The sequence below is a fragment of the Amphritea sp. genome (assembly GCF_050300915.1).
In the GTDB taxonomy this organism is placed as follows: domain Bacteria; phylum Pseudomonadota; class Gammaproteobacteria; order Pseudomonadales; family Balneatricaceae; genus Amphritea.
Map to the genome: position 1 here is coordinate 21,948 of NZ_JBNKYN010000006.1, position 16,836 is coordinate 38,783.

The 16,836-nt window shown below is 50.1% G+C and carries 12 protein-coding genes; 2 read left to right on the top strand and 10 right to left on the bottom strand.

All coding sequences use genetic code 11. The annotated features are described in order from the left end of the window. From sucC to sdhC, 8 genes are all read right to left on the bottom strand, one after another. The gene (gene sucC, locus ACQY8X_RS02740; RefSeq protein WP_428033608.1) at positions 1-1,167 is read right to left on the bottom strand and encodes an ADP-forming succinate--CoA ligase subunit beta; all 1,167 of its coding nucleotides are present in this window, start codon (positions 1,165-1,167) and stop codon (positions 1-3) included. Between the two features lie 158 nt (positions 1,168-1,325). Beyond that, positions 1,326-2,759 (bottom strand): dihydrolipoyl dehydrogenase, encoded by a 1,434-nt coding sequence (gene lpdA, locus ACQY8X_RS02745; protein ID WP_428033609.1) that lies wholly within the window; start codon positions 2,757-2,759, stop codon positions 1,326-1,328. A gap of 40 nt (positions 2,760-2,799) precedes the next feature. Further along, entirely contained in the window at positions 2,800-4,020 is a 1,221-nt protein-coding gene (gene odhB / locus ACQY8X_RS02750) for a 2-oxoglutarate dehydrogenase complex dihydrolipoyllysine-residue succinyltransferase (RefSeq protein WP_428033610.1), read from the bottom strand. Between the two features lie 45 nt (positions 4,021-4,065). After that, a complete protein-coding gene (locus tag ACQY8X_RS02755) occupies positions 4,066-6,897 on the bottom strand; it encodes a 2-oxoglutarate dehydrogenase E1 component (RefSeq protein ID WP_428033611.1) in 2,832 nt (943 codons plus the stop codon). A gap of 315 nt (positions 6,898-7,212) precedes the next feature. After that, a complete protein-coding gene (locus tag ACQY8X_RS02760) occupies positions 7,213-7,917 on the bottom strand; it encodes a succinate dehydrogenase iron-sulfur subunit (RefSeq protein WP_299201480.1) in 705 nt (234 codons plus the stop codon). 12 nt (positions 7,918-7,929) lie between these two features. Beyond that, entirely contained in the window at positions 7,930-9,705 is a 1,776-nt protein-coding gene (sdhA, locus tag ACQY8X_RS02765) for a succinate dehydrogenase flavoprotein subunit (RefSeq protein WP_428033612.1), read from the bottom strand. A gap of 1 nt (position 9,706) precedes the next feature. Then, positions 9,707-10,054 (bottom strand): succinate dehydrogenase, hydrophobic membrane anchor protein, encoded by a 348-nt coding sequence (sdhD, locus tag ACQY8X_RS02770; RefSeq protein ID WP_428033671.1) that lies wholly within the window; start codon positions 10,052-10,054, stop codon positions 9,707-9,709. After that, a complete protein-coding gene (sdhC, locus tag ACQY8X_RS02775) occupies positions 10,048-10,425 on the bottom strand; it encodes a succinate dehydrogenase, cytochrome b556 subunit (RefSeq protein ID WP_428033613.1) in 378 nt (125 codons plus the stop codon). The genes sdhD and sdhC overlap by 7 nt, the downstream gene beginning before the upstream one ends. A 514-nt stretch (positions 10,426-10,939) precedes the next feature. On the opposite strand from sdhC, the gene gltA reads away from it, so the two are divergent. After that, positions 10,940-12,220, top strand: a complete 1,281-nt coding sequence (gene gltA, locus ACQY8X_RS02780; protein WP_428033614.1) for a citrate synthase — start codon at positions 10,940-10,942, stop codon at positions 12,218-12,220. A gap of 189 nt (positions 12,221-12,409) precedes the next feature. Continuing rightward, positions 12,410-12,823, top strand: coding sequence for a hypothetical protein (locus ACQY8X_RS02785; protein WP_428033615.1), 414 nt, complete (start codon positions 12,410-12,412; stop codon positions 12,821-12,823). Between the two features lie 89 nt (positions 12,824-12,912). On the opposite strand, the gene ACQY8X_RS02790 is transcribed toward ACQY8X_RS02785, so the two are convergent. Beyond that, entirely contained in the window at positions 12,913-14,121 is a 1,209-nt protein-coding gene (locus ACQY8X_RS02790) for an ammonium transporter (RefSeq protein WP_428033616.1), read from the bottom strand. A 286-nt stretch (positions 14,122-14,407) separates the two neighbouring features. Beyond that, positions 14,408-16,612 (bottom strand): bifunctional 23S rRNA (guanine(2069)-N(7))-methyltransferase RlmK/23S rRNA (guanine(2445)-N(2))-methyltransferase RlmL, encoded by a 2,205-nt coding sequence (gene rlmKL / locus ACQY8X_RS02795; RefSeq protein WP_428033617.1) that lies wholly within the window; start codon positions 16,610-16,612, stop codon positions 14,408-14,410. Positions 16,613-16,836 lie beyond the last annotated feature (224 nt).

The following is a 16,836-nucleotide window of genomic DNA, read 5'->3' on the forward strand; positions in this document are numbered from 1 at the left end:
TTATTTACCCTCCGCTGCTTTAACTGCCTGCTCAGCAGCATCAGTCAGACTGGTTGCTGCAATGATGTCCAGACCAGACTCAGACAGCAGTTTGGAACCCAGTTCAGCATTGTTACCTTCCAGACGTACAACAACTGGTACGTTTACGCCTACCTCTTTAACTGCACCGATAATACCTTCTGCAATCAGATCGCAACGCACGATACCACCGAAGATGTTAACCAGTACGGCTTTAACCTTAGTGTCTTCAAGAATAATCTTGAACGCTTCGGTTACACGCTCTTTAGTCGCGCCGCCACCAACGTCCAGGAAGTTAGCCGGGAAGCCACCGTGCAGAGAGACGATATCCATCGTACCCATTGCCAGGCCTGCACCGTTAACCATGCAGCCGATGCTGCCATCCAGTGCGACGTAGTTCAGATCCCATTCAGCCGCGCGTGCTTCACGCTCGTCTTCCTGTGATGGATCTTCCATCGCCTGCAGATCTTTGTGACGGTAAACAGAGTTACCATCGATCGCTACTTTAGCATCCAGACAGTGCAGGTTGCCTTCAGTGGTGATAACCAGAGGGTTGATTTCCAGCAGGGCCAGATCTTTTTCTTTGAACATCTTGGCCAGACCCAGGAAAATCTGAGTGAACTGCTTAATCTGAACACCTTCCAGACCCAGTTTGAACGCCAGTTCACGTGCCTGGTAAGGCTGTGCACCGGTGACCGGATCAATGGTAGCTTTCAGGATTTTTTCTGGTGTTTCTTCCGCTACTTTCTCGATCTCAACACCACCTTCGGTGGATGCCATGAAAACGATGCGACGAGAAGAACGGTCCACAACCGCACCCAGATACAGCTCGTTCGCGATATCAGTGCAATCTTCAACTAAAATTTTGGAAACTGGCTGACCGTTAGCATCGGTCTGATAAGTCACCAGGTTTTTACCCAGCCAATTCGCTGCAAAAGCCTGAGCTTCTGCTGGGGAGTCAACCAGCTTAACGCCACCGGCTTTACCACGTCCACCTGCGTGAACCTGAGTCTTAACAACCCACTTATCACCACCAATTTTCAGAGCCGCTTCAGCAGCAGCTTCAGGGGTATCTACCGCGATTCCTTTAGAAACCGGCAGACCATATTCGGCAAACAACTGTTTGCCCTGGTACTCATGAAGATTCATGCTCTAATCCGTCGTCTTTTTCACACTTTTTAGGAACCTGCAAAACGATATAGAGAGATTATCTTTTCACAGCCCAATTGCTTCAGGTGACAGTGTTTCACCCTCAACAATAATCGACCGGGTCACCCCGGTCGAAATTTCAAACTATTTTACAGCGATTAACGCTTTTTACGATTAGCCATATGGATAGCATGACCATCGACTGCCAGCGCTGCTTCATGCACGGCTTCTGATACGGTTGGGTGCGCAAACACGGTCAACTGCAGATCTTCGGCAGTAGAACCAAACTCCATCGCAATCGCTGCCTGTGCAATCAGTTCGGAAGCGATACCACCGACCATATGCACACCCAGGATGCGGTCAGTCGCTTCATCGGCGATCATCTTCACGAAACCATCGGTGTCATCAGCAGCCATTGCGCGACCAGATGCAGCAAATGGGAATTTACCCACTTTAATAGCCACACCGGCAGCCTTCAGTTCCTGCTCGGTCTTACCAACCCACGCCAGTTCTGGATGCGTGTAGATGATGCTAGGAATCACATCGTAGTTCATCTGTGCATGATGACCGGCGATAATATCCGCAACCATGATGCCCTCTTCAGACGCTTTATGCGCCAGCATAGGACCACGAACAGAGTCACCGATGGCATAGACACCCGGCGCTTCTGTACGGCACTGACCATCAACGAAGATGAATCCGCGCTCATCCAGCTGCACACCGGAATCATCCGCCAGCAGACCCTGAGTTTGTGGACGACGACCAACGGCCACGATCAGTTTGTCGACAACCAGCTCTTTAGCACCTTCAGCATCGGTATACTTCAGGGTAATCTCTTTGCCATTGATCTCAGTACCAGTGCAACGAGCACCCAGTTTGATATCCAGCTTCTGCTTCTTAAAGATCTTAGCGGCTTCTTTAGCGACGTCAGCGTCAGCCATGGCCAGGAACTCGTCCATCGCTTCCAGAACGGTTACTTCAGTCCCCAGGCGCGCCCAGACAGACCCCATCTCAAGACCGATAACACCCGCGCCAATAACACCCAGACGTTTAGGGATTTCATCGATATTCAGCGCACCCGCGTTATCGAGAATTAACCCCTCTGTCAGGGGTGCTGGTGGAATCTCAACCGGAACAGAGCCGGATGCCAGAATCACGTTCTCTGCAGCATAAACAGTCGCAGAACCATCAGCGGCAGTTACCTGAACCTGCTTATTAGCCAGCAGCTTACCCATACCCTGAAGCAGGGTTACGCCGTTTGCCTTAAACAGGCCAGCAATACCACCGGTCAGATTGCCGACGATCTTGTCCTTACGGGCGACCATCTTCTTAACATCCATGGTGACGTCACCGGTCTGGATACCGTGTACATCAGCATGCTGAGTCTTATGGAACTGATGAGTTGACTCAAGCAGCGCTTTAGACGGAATACAACCGACGTTCAGACAGGTGCCACCGAGAACAGCAGCGCCCTTATCATCAACCCATTTTTCAACGCACGCAGTATTCAGACCCAACTGGGCAGCACGAATCGCAGCGACATATCCGCCAGGTCCTGCACCAATTACAATTACGTCAAATTTATCAGACATTTATTACCTACCTATCTATTCGTTCTAGTAAGGGACCGACTCAGACTTCCAAAAGCATACGTGCAGGGTCTTCCAGAAGGTCTTTAATAGTCACGAGGAATTGTACTGCTTCTTTACCATCAATCATACGATGGTCATAGGATAGCGCCAGGTACATCATTGGCAGAATCTCTACCTGTCCATTCACTGCCATTGGGCGATCCTGGATCTTGTGCATACCCATAATAGCCGTTTGTGGCGGGTTCAGGATCGGTGTAGACATCAGGGACCCAAATACGCCACCATTAGTGATCGTGAATGTACCGCCCTGCATATCGTCAAGACCCAGCTTGCCATCACGGCCACGCTTGCCGAAGTCAGCAATAGCAGCCTCAACACCCGCCAGGCTCATGCTGTCAGTATCACGCAGAACCGGCACCATCAGGCCACGTTCAGTGGAAACCGCAACACCGATATCCTGATACGCATGATAAACCATATCATTGCCATCGATTGACGCATTAACCGCAGGGAAACGCTTCAGGGCTTCAGTTGCCGCTTTAACGAAGAATGACATAAAGCCCAGACGCGTACCGTTATGGGTCTTCTCGAACAGATCCTTATACTGCTTACGCAGTTCCATGATCGGCTTCATATTCACTTCGTTGTAAGTCGTCAGCATTGCAGCATTTTGCTGTGCTTCAACCAGACGCTTAGCGATAGTGGCGCGCAGACGCGTCATTGGAACACGTTTTTCAACCCGTTCGCCGGAAACGATGTTCAGTGCGGCAGCATTATCAACTTTAACCGGTGCAGAAGGAGCTGCAGCAGGCTTATTTTTAATGAAGTTAACCACATCTTCCTTAGTGATACCGCCATTCTTACCAGTACCCGGAATCTGGTTAGCATCCAGACCGTTCTCTTCAATCAGCTTACGTGCTGCAGGGCCAACTTTTTCTGCATCAGTCTCACTTGATGCTGCAGTGGCAACAGCAGCAGCTGGCGCAGCAGCGGCAACCGCTGCGGGGGCTGCAGATGCAGTAGCACCTGCTTCAAAGATCGCCAGGATCTCTTCACTCAATACGGTATCGCCTTCGCCTTTGAGGATCTCTTTGATCACGCCATCAGCAGGGGCTACAACTTCCAGAACGACTTTATCCGTTTCAATATCAACGATCAGTTCATCGGTAGAACAAGCCTCACCAGGCTGTTTGTGCCAGGTCGCTACGGTACCGTCGGCTACAGATTCAGGGAAGGTCGGCGTTTTGATTTCGATTGACATGTCTTTTCCTTTCTCAGTTACTAACAGGCGCTTTTATCTGGCCTGTTAGCCATTGATTGCTTCATTAACCAGTTTTTCCTGCTGTTCAAGGTGTACAGAGATGTAACCTACGGCAGGCGCTGCAGCGTGTGGACGACCCACACCTTCCATATGAATCTTGTCGTTATGACGGGCCAGTGCATGGCGCATATGATGCTGTGAACAGTACCATGCACCCTGGTTCATTGGCTCTTCCTGACACCAGACAACCGATTCGAGGTTAGTGTAATCTTTGATTGCAGCGAACATCTGATGCTCCGGGAACGGATACAGCTGCTCAATACGTACAATCGCGACATCGTCTTTTTCCAGTTCTGCCCGGCGGTTATACAGGTCGTAGTACACCTTACCGCTACATAGCACCAGACGCTTGACCTTCTTCGGATCCAGCTGATTGGTTTCAGCGATTACCGGCAGGAACTCGCCATCCGACAGATCCTCCAGTGTCGAAACAGCCTGTTTATGCCGCAGCAAGCTCTTCGGCGTCATCACCACCAGAGGCTTACGCAGAGGCCGCACAATCTGGCGACGCAGCAGATGGAAAATTTGTGCGGGGGTTGTTGGCACACACACCTGAATGTTGTGTTCAGCACACAACTGCAGGTAACGTTCCAGACGGGCTGAAGAGTGCTCAGGCCCCTGCCCTTCAAAACCGTGCGGCAGCAGCATAGTCAGGCCACAAAGACGCGCCCACTTGTGCTCACCACTGGTAATAAACTGGTCAATAACTACCTGAGCGCCGTTGGCGAAATCACCAAACTGAGCTTCCCAGATAACCAGTGCGTTTGGCATAGTAGTCGAATAACCATATTCAAATGCCAATACCGCTTCCTCAGAGAGGAAAGAGTCATGCAGCGTCAACGCTGGTTGATCAGCAGCAATGTTTTTCAGCGGCTCATAAACCTGTCCAGTGCGCTGATCATGCAGAACGGCGTGACGATGCGAGAATGTACCCCGGCCAACATCCTGACCTGTGAGACGCACAGGATAACCCTCAGCCAGAATCGAAGCATAGGCAAGTGATTCCGCCATCCCCCAGTTCAGCTCCATCGCGCCAACGGCCATACGTTTACGGTCATCGTAAATTTTCTGCACCTGACGCTGCACCTGAAAACCTTCAGGCACTTCACAGATTTTGCTACCCAGTTCCTGCAGCAGCTTGTTGTCTACCCGGGTATCGCAATCAAACGACCACTCATGACCGATATACGGCGTCCAGTCAACAAACAGCTCCTGATTCGGTTCCAGTACCAGAGAGTGAGTAACGTGCTTACCATCTTCCAGGTCTTTACGGTAATCCAGTTCCAACTGCTTGCTTTGCTCTTCAGTGATCACACCTTCGGCAATCAGCTGCTGTGCATACAGTTCACGGGTAGATTTCTGCACCTTGATCTGCTTATACATCAGCGGCTGAGTACCCGATGGCTCATCCGCTTCGTTATGGCCACGACGACGGTAGCAAACCAGATCGATGACCACATCTTTCTTGAACTCTGTACGGTAATCGACTGCCAGCTGAGTCACAAAACGAACCGCTTCAGGATCATCACCATTCACGTGGAAGATCGGCGCCTGCACCATCTTAGCGATATCAGTACAGTACTCAGAAGAGCGTGAGTCTTCCAGTTTGTTCGTGGTAAAGCCTACCTGGTTGTTGACTACGATATGGATGGTGCCACCGGTTTTATAAGCGCGGGTCTGGGACATCTGGAATGTCTCCATCACCACACCCTGACCAGCAAATGCCTGATCACCGTGGATATTGACGGGCACAACGGTTGTACCAACAGGGTCCTGGCGACGGTCCTGACGAGCACGTACCGAACCCTCAACAACGGGTGCCGAGATCTCCAGATGAGATGGGTTAAATGCCATCGCCAGGTGAACCTCACCACCAGCGGTCATCACGTTAGATGAGAAGCCCTGGTGATACTTTACATCACCGGAGGTTTCCAGCATTTTTTTACCTTCAAACTCACCGAACAGTTCAGCAGGATTTTTACCGAAGATATTAACCAGGGTGTTCAGACGCCCCCGGTGGGCCATGCCGATCACAACTTCACGGGCGCCCTGTTTACCGGCACGCTGAATCAGCGTATTCAGGGAAACAATCAGCGACTCACCGCCTTCCAGACCAAAGCGTTTCGCCCCAGCAAAGCGCGAACCCAGGTACTTTTCCAGACCTTCAGCTGCGGTCAGACGCTCAAGCACCATCATTTTGCGGTCAACATCAACCACTGGATGGGAGCGAACAGGTTCAAGTCGGGATTGTATCCAGCGTTTTTCCTGAGTATCGACAATATGCATATACTCAGCACCCACTGTCGTACAGTAGGTTTTCTTGAGATCGTTAATAATCTCTTTCAGGGTTGCCTCTTCCGTTCCGAAGAACAGAGAACCCAGCTGGAATGTTGTATCAAAATCAGCTTCAGACAGTTCGTGGAAGCGCGGATCAAGATCCGGCACCGGCTCACGCTGCATCAGATTAAGCGGATCGATATTAGCAGCCTGATGACCACGCACACGATAGGCGTTGATCATTCGCAAAACGCGAATCTGCTTTTTCTCATGCTCAGAACTTTGACCACCACCGGCAGCGGGTGCCGCACGACGCTGGTTTTTCGCCAGATAGAGGAAATGGTCCTGTACCGTAGAATGCGGAACATCCTGGGTCAGGTTATCGCCGACTTTAGGTAGCCGATCAAATTCTTCACGCCATTCCTGAGGAATCGCGTTGGGGTCCATCAGATAGGATTCATATAGCTGCTCAATGTAAGACAGGTTGCCACCGTATAGATGGGCATTCTTCCACATCAGCTCCATTATGCCTTCTTGCATTCTTGATCACCCTGGCTCAGGGGTACTATCGAAGTCCAGGATGCACCACGTCCTGTCCAACTGGCCTGTTCCGGCCGTCCCCTGTTTAGTTACCGTTTATAATTTCTCACGTATATAGCCTGATAGAGGTACAGGTTACGGGACGTGATTCTACGCTTTTTATGGCGAGGTTCATATATCAATGCAGAGGGAATTCTAAAAACTTTCCATACAAACAGATATAAGTCTTTTGACTAGTACACGCATAACCACTGACGGGCACACAGATAAAAGTCAAAAAAAAGCGGCTCCCAGTGGGAGCCGCTTTGTTTGCAATCAGGTCGCTTGCGAAATCAACATGTTGCGGATCTTGCCAATAGCCTTAGTCGGGTTAAGACCCTTCGGACAGACACTGACACAGTTCATAATGCCGTGGCAGCGGAACACACTGAACGGATCATCCAGCCCTGCCAGACGCTCTGTCGTTGCAGTATCACGACTGTCTGCCAGAAACCGGTATGCCTGCAGCAAACCGGAAGGACCGATAAACTTATCAGGATTCCACCAGAAAGACGGACAGGCAGTAGAACAGCAGGCACAGAGAATACACTCGTACAGACCATCCAGCTCAGCACGCTCTTCCGGCGACTGCAGACGCTCAATAGCAGGCGGCGGCGTATCGTTGATCAGGAACGGCTTGATCTTCTCGTACTGCTTGTAGAACTGAGACATATCGACAACCAGGTCGCGAATAACCGGCAGACCTGGCAGCGGACGCAGAACCAACTTGTCGTTTTCAACCACTTCAGACAGCGGCGTGATACAGGCCAGACCATTACGTCCGTTCATATTCATACCATCAGAACCACACACACCTTCACGGCATGAACGACGGTAACCCATAGTCGGATCTTTATCTTTCAGCAGTTGCAGCAGATCCAGAACCATGATGTCCTTGCCACCCGGGATATCAATATGGATATCCTGCATGTAGGGCGCATCATCAATTTCAGGATTATAGCGATATACACTTACCAGCATCGTAACAACCCCTTAGTAAGTTCGGATTTTTGGTGGAAATGCTTCTACTGTCTTCGGCGCAAAGTTAACATCACGCTTGCTGATCTCTTTAGTCTTAGGATCAAACAGTGAGTGGCACAGCCAGTTTTCATCATCACGCTCGGTAAAGTCATTACGGGCGTGAGCACCACGACTTTCCTTACGAGTCAACGCGGCAATAGCAGTCGCCTCAGCAACTTCCATCAGGTTTTCCAGCTCCAGCGCTTCGATACGCGCGGTGTTGAAAGACTGAGACTTGTCTTCAAGATGCAGGTTTTCCACACGGGTGCGGATCTCTTTCAGCATTTCAAGACCTTTCTCCATGCTTTCGCCTTCACGGAATACCCCGAAGTAGAGCTGCATGGTTTTCTGCAGATCAGCACGAACCTCAGATACACGCTCACCACCGGTAGAGTTATTCAGGCGGTTAAGACGCGCCATGGCACGCTCGATATCAGCCTCGGTGGCATTCTCAGCGGTGTAACCTGCAGCCATCTGCTTCTCAATCTGAATTCCCGCAGCACGACCAAACACAACCAGGTCAAGCAGCGAGTTACCACCCAGGCGGTTAGCACCGTGTACAGATACACAAGCAACCTCACCACAGGCAAACAGACCATCGATAATGTAATCATTGCCCTCAGCATCACGACCAATCGCCTGACCACCGATGTTAGTGGCAACACCACCCATCTGATAGTGACAGGTTGGTACAACAGGTACGGGCTCTTTAACCGGGTCAGCATGGGCAAATGTCTTAGACAGCTCACAGATACCAGGCAGACGGGAGTGCAGCACTTCCTCACCCAGGTGATCCAGCTTCAGGTATACATGATCGCCATTCTCACCACAGCCACGGCCTGCCAGAATTTCGAGAACCATAGAACGGGCAACAACGTCACGGCCAGCCAGGTCTTTCGCGTTGGGCGCATAGCGCTCCATGAAGCGTTCACCGTCTTTATTGACCAGGTAACCACCTTCACCACGACAACCTTCTGTTACCAGCACACCGGCACCGGCAATACCGGTTGGGTGGAACTGCCACATCTCCATGTCCTGAGCAGGAACACCCGCACGCAGAGACATACCCATACCGTCACCGGTATTGATCAGAGCGTTGGTGGTAGACTGGAAGATACGTCCGGCACCGCCAGTCGCCAATACTGTCGCCTTGGCTTTAACGTAAACAGTTTCACCGGTTTCAATACAGATCGCTATAACACCCACAACAGCGCCATCACCATTCTTAACCAGATCAACCGCATACCATTCGTTCATGAATGTGGTACCGGCTTTCATATTGGCCTGGTACAACGTGTGCAGCAATGCGTGACCAGTACGGTCGGCTGCAGCACAGGTACGGGCAGCCTGACCGCCCTCACCGAAGTTTTTCGACTGTCCACCAAAAGGACGCTGGTAAATACGGCCCTCTTCAGTACGGGAGAATGGCATCCCCATGTGGTCCAGCTCGTATACAGCCTGAGGACCTACAGAACACATGTACTCGATAGCGTCCTGGTCACCGATATAATCGGAACCCTTAACGGTATCGTACATGTGCCAGCGCCAGTCATCGTTCGGATCTGCACTGGCAATCGCACAGGTAATACCACCCTGAGCAGAGACAGTGTGCGAACGGGTTGGAAATACTTTAGTAATACACGCGGTATTCAGGCCACTCTGGGCCAGTTGCAGTGCTGCACGCATTCCCGCGCCACCACCACCAATAACAATACCGTCAAAAGTCAGCGTACGTAGCTTGCTGCTCATCTTACACTCCCCACAGAATCTGAATGCCCCAAACGACGTAGATAAACGTCAGAAGACCACAAGCTGACTGGAACAAGAAACGAATGCCTGTAGGCTTAATGTAGTCAGTCGAGATTGACCACATACCAATCCATGCGTGCGCCGCCATTGACAGTAGAGCCAACAGTGTAAAGATACGCATAGAGGTGCATTCGAACAGCTCTTTCCACTGTTGGTAATCCAGATTCGGATTCAACAGCATGTACCCAATCATAAAGACTGTAAAAGCAAGTAATACGACAGCAGTTACACGCTGGATCATCCAGTCATAAAGACCGCTTCGGCCAAAACTTGTAATTGAAGTTACCATATCCATACTCCCGCCAGCAGAATTGCAACAGCAGATACAACCAGAGTCACTTTGGCTGCCATTTTACCGCTTTCCAACTCTTCACAATGACCAAAATCCATCACCAGGTGTTTAATACCGGCAAAGAAATGATACAGCAACGCTGAAACCAATCCCCATGCGATCAGCCTCGCGAAGAAGCTCTCTGTCAGCATCTGTGCAGCAGCTTCAAAGCCCTGTTCAGATTCAAGAGACATTCCAAGTGCATACAGCATAAAGAACGCGCCAAAAAACAACGCTAGCCCCGTTACACGGTGCAGTATGGAAGTGATAGCCGGAAGTGGCTGTTTAATAGTTCGTAGATCTAAGTTAACGGGTCTTTTCTCGTTCACGGCTCTTGTTCACACTTAGGTTAAGCCCGATTGCAGGGCCAGGTTGTTAAAGGTAGTGTACAAAGACAAAGATAAGCACCTCGGTCCAGCGCCTGCACCCCATCCCGAAATGAGGAATGCAAGCTGGTGACGGAGTATACCAGCAAATTGCCGCAATACAATTAATCAACACCGGTTCTAAGTCTATTGTCTAGTGTTTTTTTTATCTGACACCCTCCACCATCGCCCTACAACTAAATGATTATTCAGCTAATTTCAGATTCCTGATAAACCTTACGTCCAATGTATTCGACCTTTGCTGCATCGCGGCAAAACTAAGCTCGATTGAATTGACAAACGAATTCAACTCTCTATAGTGTCAGAGTCCTATTTCGAGCTAAAACTCTTAGATTGTGACTGAATTAAAGGGCTCTGAGCGCCCACAGGTTTAACTGCAAACCCTGATGCGGCACGTGATTACCCTTCTACAATTTATAAAGTCATTCAGATTAAACAGAAATGATAGGAGCCTATAATGGCTGACAAGAAAGCACGCTTAACAGTCGACGGTATCGACGAGGTTTTTGAATTGCCGGTCTACTCCGGAACAATGGGACCTGATGTTATTGATGTTCGCGCTCTGACAAGTAAAGGCCTGTTCACCTATGATCCAGGCTTTGTTTCTACCGCAGCTTGTGACTCCGCTATTACCTATATAGATGGCGGCCAGGGTGTTTTGCTGCATGGCGGTTATCCCATTGAGCAACTGGCAGAAAAATCTGACTACCTGGAAGTATGCTACCTGCTACTGAACGGCGAACTGCCGACACCTGAAGAGAAAGCAACATTTGTTGCCACCGTTAAGAACCACACGATGGTTCACGAACAGATGCTGCACTTTTTTAACGGATTCCGTCGTGACGCACACCCAATGGCGATCATGGTCGGTGTTGTTGGTGCGCTTTCTGCGTTCTACCACGACTCACTGGACATCGATGATGCACATCATCGCGAGGTTTGCGCCTACCGCCTGATTGCGAAAATGCCTACTATTGCGGCGATGTGTTACAAGTACAGTATTGGACAACCTTTCCAGTATCCACGTAACGATCTGGATTACGCCGACAACTTCCTACAGATGATGTTTGGTAATCCATGTGAAGACTATGTGACTAATCCAGTGCTGGCCAAGGCGATGGATAAGATCTTCCTGTTACATGCCGACCATGAACAGAATGCATCTACTTCCACTGTTCGTCTGGCGGGCTCTTCAGGCGCTAACCCATTTGCCTGTATCGCATCCGGCATCGCAGCCCTTTGGGGACCCGCTCACGGCGGCGCGAACGAAGCGGTTCTGACTATGCTTAACGAAATTGGTGACGAAGCCAATATCGAAGAGTTCATCAAACGCGCCAAAGATCCGGATGATTCATTCCGACTGATGGGCTTTGGTCACCGCGTTTACCGTAACTTTGACCCCCGCGCTAAAGTTATGAAGCAGACCTGCGATGAAGTACTGGCCGAACTGGGCATCGAAAACGACCCACTGCTGAAGATCGCCAAACGGCTTGAGCAGATCGCCCTGGAAGATGAATACTTTGTTGAGCGTAAACTCTATCCGAACGTTGACTTCTATTCAGGCATCATCCTGAAAGCGGTCGGCATTCCAACCAACATGTTTACCGTAATTTTCGCACTGTCCCGTACTATTGGCTGGATCTCTCATTGGAGCGAATTCCACAGCAGCCCGAATAAGATCGGTCGCCCACGCCAACTGTATACTGGCCCGGTTAAGCGGGATTACCCATCCAAGTAATCTGCCTGACCCGAAATAAAGCCGCTCTAGTTAGCGGCTTTTTTTCGCCAGAAACACGCCTATAGACTGACGCTTCCGCTTTAGATTGAATATTTTTCATCTCGCAAACTAGCCAATTTACTTAGCTTCATACTAATATCCATGTATGGGTAGGGGGATTAAACCGATAATTAGCTAAAGGCGATTACTATGCGGCTTCCCACACCTCTCTACGAAAGCACACCCTATCTCTGCTTTGCCACATGCTCACTGCTGGCCATTTTATACAATCAGGTTCCTGCCATGCTCTTAGCTGCACTGACGCTCTATCTATACGGCAGCGCACTATGGATTATGCGCTCAAACTACCGTCGCAGGGACCGTCGTGAACACCGCCTCCTTCTCAGCCAGATATCCCGCGGCAACATTGAGGGCTACCTACCCGAGTGGCTGTATGAAAGCCTGCCATTTTTCTATCTGATCGGCGGAGTGATCTGCTACACGCTGATATCACCCCCTCTGAGCTTTATCAGCGGAACACTACTGGTGCTCGCCGGACTGATCGTGTTGCGAGTCAGAATTCATTGTCGTCACGAACTCAAACAGTCGGCATCCAGCATATAAAAAAGCGGCGGCATTCTTAGAATGCCGCCGCTTTTTATACCGCTTTCCTGACCAGATCCAGGCTAGCAAGCCTATTTCTGAAACCGATCTTAATCGACAGACACAGATTCAATATTATGAATCGACAGATCGGCACCATTGAATTCCTGCTCCTCATCCAACCGCAACCCCATGGCAAGTTTAATGGTGCCATAGACAACCACACCACCAACCACAGCAATGACAACCCCCAGTAAAGTACCGACAAGCTGTGCAGTCAGGCTGACACCCCCCAGGCCTCCCAGAGAAGCCGAACCAAAGATACCGGCAGCAATCCCGCCCCAGGCACCACAGAGGCCGTGCAGGGGCCACACACCCAGCACGTCATCGATCTTCCAGCGATTCTGCACCACGGTAAACATCCAGACGAACAACGCTCCTGCGATACCACCGATCATCAGCGCACCAATTGGATGCACAATATCTGAACCGGCACAGATCGCCACCAACCCGGCTAACGGGCCGTTATGAATGAAACCAGGGTCATTTTTGCCCAACAACAGCGAAACGATGATCCCCCCCACCATGGCCATCAGACTGTTGACAGCCACTAACCCGGAAATCCCCTCCAGGGTTTGCGCCGACATGACATTAAAGCCAAACCAACCGATACAGAGAATCCATGCACCCAGCGCCAGGAAAGGGATGTTAGAGGGCGGAAATGCCACCAGCTTACCGCTTCTATAACGCCCTTTACGGATCCCCAACATGATCACCGCCACCAGTCCCAGCCAGCCGCCCACACCATGCACCACAACAGATCCGGCAAAGTCATGAAACGCAGCACCAAACCGACTGGTCATCCACTCCTGAATGCCGAAGTTGCCATTCCAGACAATCCCCTCAAAAAACGGGTAGACAAAGGCAACGATCAGCGACGATGCAATCAGAAAAGGCCAGAACTGCGCCCGCTCAGCAATACCGCCAGAAACAATTGCCGGGATTGCGGCGGCAAAGGTCATCAGGAAGAAAAACTTTACCAGCTCATAGCCATTTCCCTGGGCCAGGGTCTCAGCATCCTGAAAAAAGGTCACATCATATGCCACCCAATAACCGATAAAGAAGTAGGCGACCGCTGAGAAACCAAAGTCTGTCATAATTTTAACCAGCGCATTCACCTGATTTTTCTGACGCACAGTTCCCACCTCAAGGAAGGCAAACCCTGCATGCATCGCGAATACCATGATGGCGCCCATCAGAATAAACAGCGTATTTGAACTCTGAACGAGTGTTTCTACTGCACTATTAACACTTTCCACGAAGATCTCCTGCCAACTTTCGCACCTTTTTAATGCCAATCTATTCAGATAGCACATTAACGGTGCGTTTTTTAATTGTAAGAACAATCCGGATTCTGGCACCACCGATCTACACCTATGATAAACATAGGGCTACAGCGGAAATAACCATTACTGCTCCAGAAATGTGCACTTTAATAAGCAGATAACATGCCAATACAGCAAATCGCACCAATTAAAAGCAATAACTACGCACCAAAAAAAACCACCCGAGGGTGGCTTTTATTAAAACGATGACGCTCTCTGATTAAAGCGCGGATATCTCAAAACACTGATGAATTTTACTATTACGTTTGAAATCAAGATCAATTGTTTTCCGGGTAATATCAACAACCTGATAACGCTCAGACAGTTGAGGATCAAGCTTAAAACGGCGGTAGTTGTTGGAAAAAATCAACTTTCCTCCTGGGCGTAGCAACCCCATTGCCAGATCGATCAGCCCCACATGATCCCGCTGTACATCCAACACATCATGCATCCGCTTAGAGTTTGAGAAGGTTGGCGGGTCCATAAAGATCAGATCATAGCTCTGTCCTTTCTGCCCCTTTAACCACTTGATACAGTCTTCCTGAAGAAAATGGTTGCGCGCTTCCGCAAATCCATTCAGAGCAAAATTTTTCTTTGCCCAGTTCAGATAGGTCGCCGACATATCGACGCTGGTCGTTGAGCGGGCGCCCCCTTTTGCAGCATGAAGTGAAGCGGTAGCGGTATAGCTGAACAGATTAAGGAAGTCACCGCCTTTCGCTTGTTGCTGAATCTGCAGGCGAATTGGCCGATGATCAAGAAACAATCCGGTATCCAGATAATCTTCAAGGTTTACCAGGATTCGGCAACCACCTTCGGTGACATCAATATAGCGCTCGGTCTGATCCCGTTTCTCATACTGGCTGCTGCCCTGCTGTCGGCGGCGCTGCTTGAGAATAATTTTTTCCGCCGGGACTCCTAGCACCGAAGGCAATACAGCAACAATCTCCTGCAGCCTTGCAAACGCCTTAACCATATCAACACTTTTCGGTGCCTGGTACTCCTGTACATGTACCCAATCATTATAGATATCGATCGCAGCGGAATACTCCGGCAGGTCAGCATCATATAAACGGTAACAGGTAATATCCTGGCGCTGCGCCCACTTACTCAATTGCTTGAGATTCTTATTGAGGCGGTTAACCAGCATCTGAGCACCATCACTCAACTCAACCGGAGCAACCTGAACGTCAGGCTCAGCATCCAAAACGCCCGCAACATCAGATTCTGGCTGATCAGACGGTTTCTGAACCGCCATCGCCGCCTCAGCACGAGCACGTGCACGGATATTAAAAATCTGCAATTGGCTTGGAATAGCACCGTTATACAGCTTATAGGTTTTATCCGCAGCCAGCTTCATCATCCGGCATAACTCAGGATTGCCGGTAAATACTGCAGCTTGCCAGCCGGCAAAATCCGCTTTGAGACGCTCACCCAGATGCTGATAAAGGAAGAACAGCGTTGGCTCCTCACCCAGACGCTCACCATATGGCGGGTTGGTGACTACCAAACCGTGTTCATCAGAAGCAGAACGGGTCAGTCTTGACAGCTCCCGGCGTTCGAGATGAACTAACGATTCAACACCGGCTCTGCGGGCGTTATCCCGCGCGATATTAAGGACTTTAGCATCGGCATCGAAACCTTCGAAACGACTGCGGACCATTTTCAGCCCCGCATCACGTCGTTCATTTGCTTCCTCCAGCAGTGATTTCCACAGGGCGCTGTTATGTTGTGTCCAATAGGTAAAACCATAATCCCGGCGAAACAGCCCCGGGGCGATATCCGCGGCCATCAAAACGCCTTCTATCAGCAGGGTTCCTGAACCACACATAGGATCAAGCAGCGCCTGCCCCTCAGCCGCCTTTTCAGGCCAGCCACAGCGATATAGTAATGCTGCAGCAAGGTTCTCTTTCATCGGCGCGGAGCCGGATTGCAGGCGGTAGCCCCGGCGGTGCAGACTGTCACCGGAGATATCAACCGCGATCGTTGCTTCGCCCCGCTGCAAATGAACATTAACTCTCAGATCGGGCTTCATCCGGTCAACAGAGGGGCGCCGCCCGGTTTCATCACGAATCTGGTCGACGATCGCATCTTTAACTTTTTGCGCACCAAAACGACTGTGATTAATCCCCTCTGACTGGCCGGTAAAATCGATCGTCAGAGTGCCTTCAGGACGCATATGTTCAAGCCATTTAATCTGTTGCACGCCACGATACAGTGCATCGGCAGTTTCAGCCGGACAGCGGTGCAGCTCAAGCAAGATGCGGTTGGCTACCCGCGACCATAGACAGGCGCGGTAAGCGGCTTGCAGACCACCAGAAAAATACACACCGGCCAACGTTTGTTTCGGCGCTTCAACATTCAGGGCCTGAAGTTCATCAAACAGAACAGGCTCCAGCCCTTTAGGGCAGGTAGCAAAGAATTTCATACTCAGGGAATACCTCATTTAAGAACCGGCATATTAACGGCAAACGCTTTTAAGACCAATGACAAAGATGCGAATTCAAAAGAAACTGCAGTAACGTGAATTTTTTTCAATCTGATTTCAGCGTTTCAAAACCCCGGTGCAACCCCTTGAAGTAATGATCTTTTTGCAGATGCGTTTGTGACAATTTTATTAAAATCACTTTCTTAATACTTTTTTTTAATTAC

Coding starts and splice junctions, on each gene's coding strand:
- lpdA (WP_428033609.1), bottom strand. CDS start 2,759: ATGTCTGATAAATTTGACGTAATTGTAATTGGTGCAGGACCTGGCGGA.
- ACQY8X_RS02760 (WP_299201480.1), bottom strand. CDS start 7,917: ATGCTGGTAAGTGTATATCGCTATAATCCTGAAATTGATGATGCGCCC.
- rlmKL (WP_428033617.1), bottom strand. CDS start 16,612: ATGAAATTCTTTGCTACCTGCCCTAAAGGGCTGGAGCCTGTTCTGTTT.
- odhB (WP_428033610.1), bottom strand. CDS start 4,020: ATGTCAATCGAAATCAAAACGCCGACCTTCCCTGAATCTGTAGCCGAC.
- ACQY8X_RS02785 (WP_428033615.1), top strand. CDS start 12,410: ATGCGGCTTCCCACACCTCTCTACGAAAGCACACCCTATCTCTGCTTT.
- ACQY8X_RS02755 (WP_428033611.1), bottom strand. CDS start 6,897: ATGCAAGAAGGCATAATGGAGCTGATGTGGAAGAATGCCCATCTATAC.
- sdhA (WP_428033612.1), bottom strand. CDS start 9,705: ATGAGCAGCAAGCTACGTACGCTGACTTTTGACGGTATTGTTATTGGT.
- gltA (WP_428033614.1), top strand. CDS start 10,940: ATGGCTGACAAGAAAGCACGCTTAACAGTCGACGGTATCGACGAGGTT.
- sdhD (WP_428033671.1), bottom strand. CDS start 10,054: ATGGTAACTTCAATTACAAGTTTTGGCCGAAGCGGTCTTTATGACTGG.
- sucC (WP_428033608.1), bottom strand. CDS start 1,167: ATGAATCTTCATGAGTACCAGGGCAAACAGTTGTTTGCCGAATATGGT.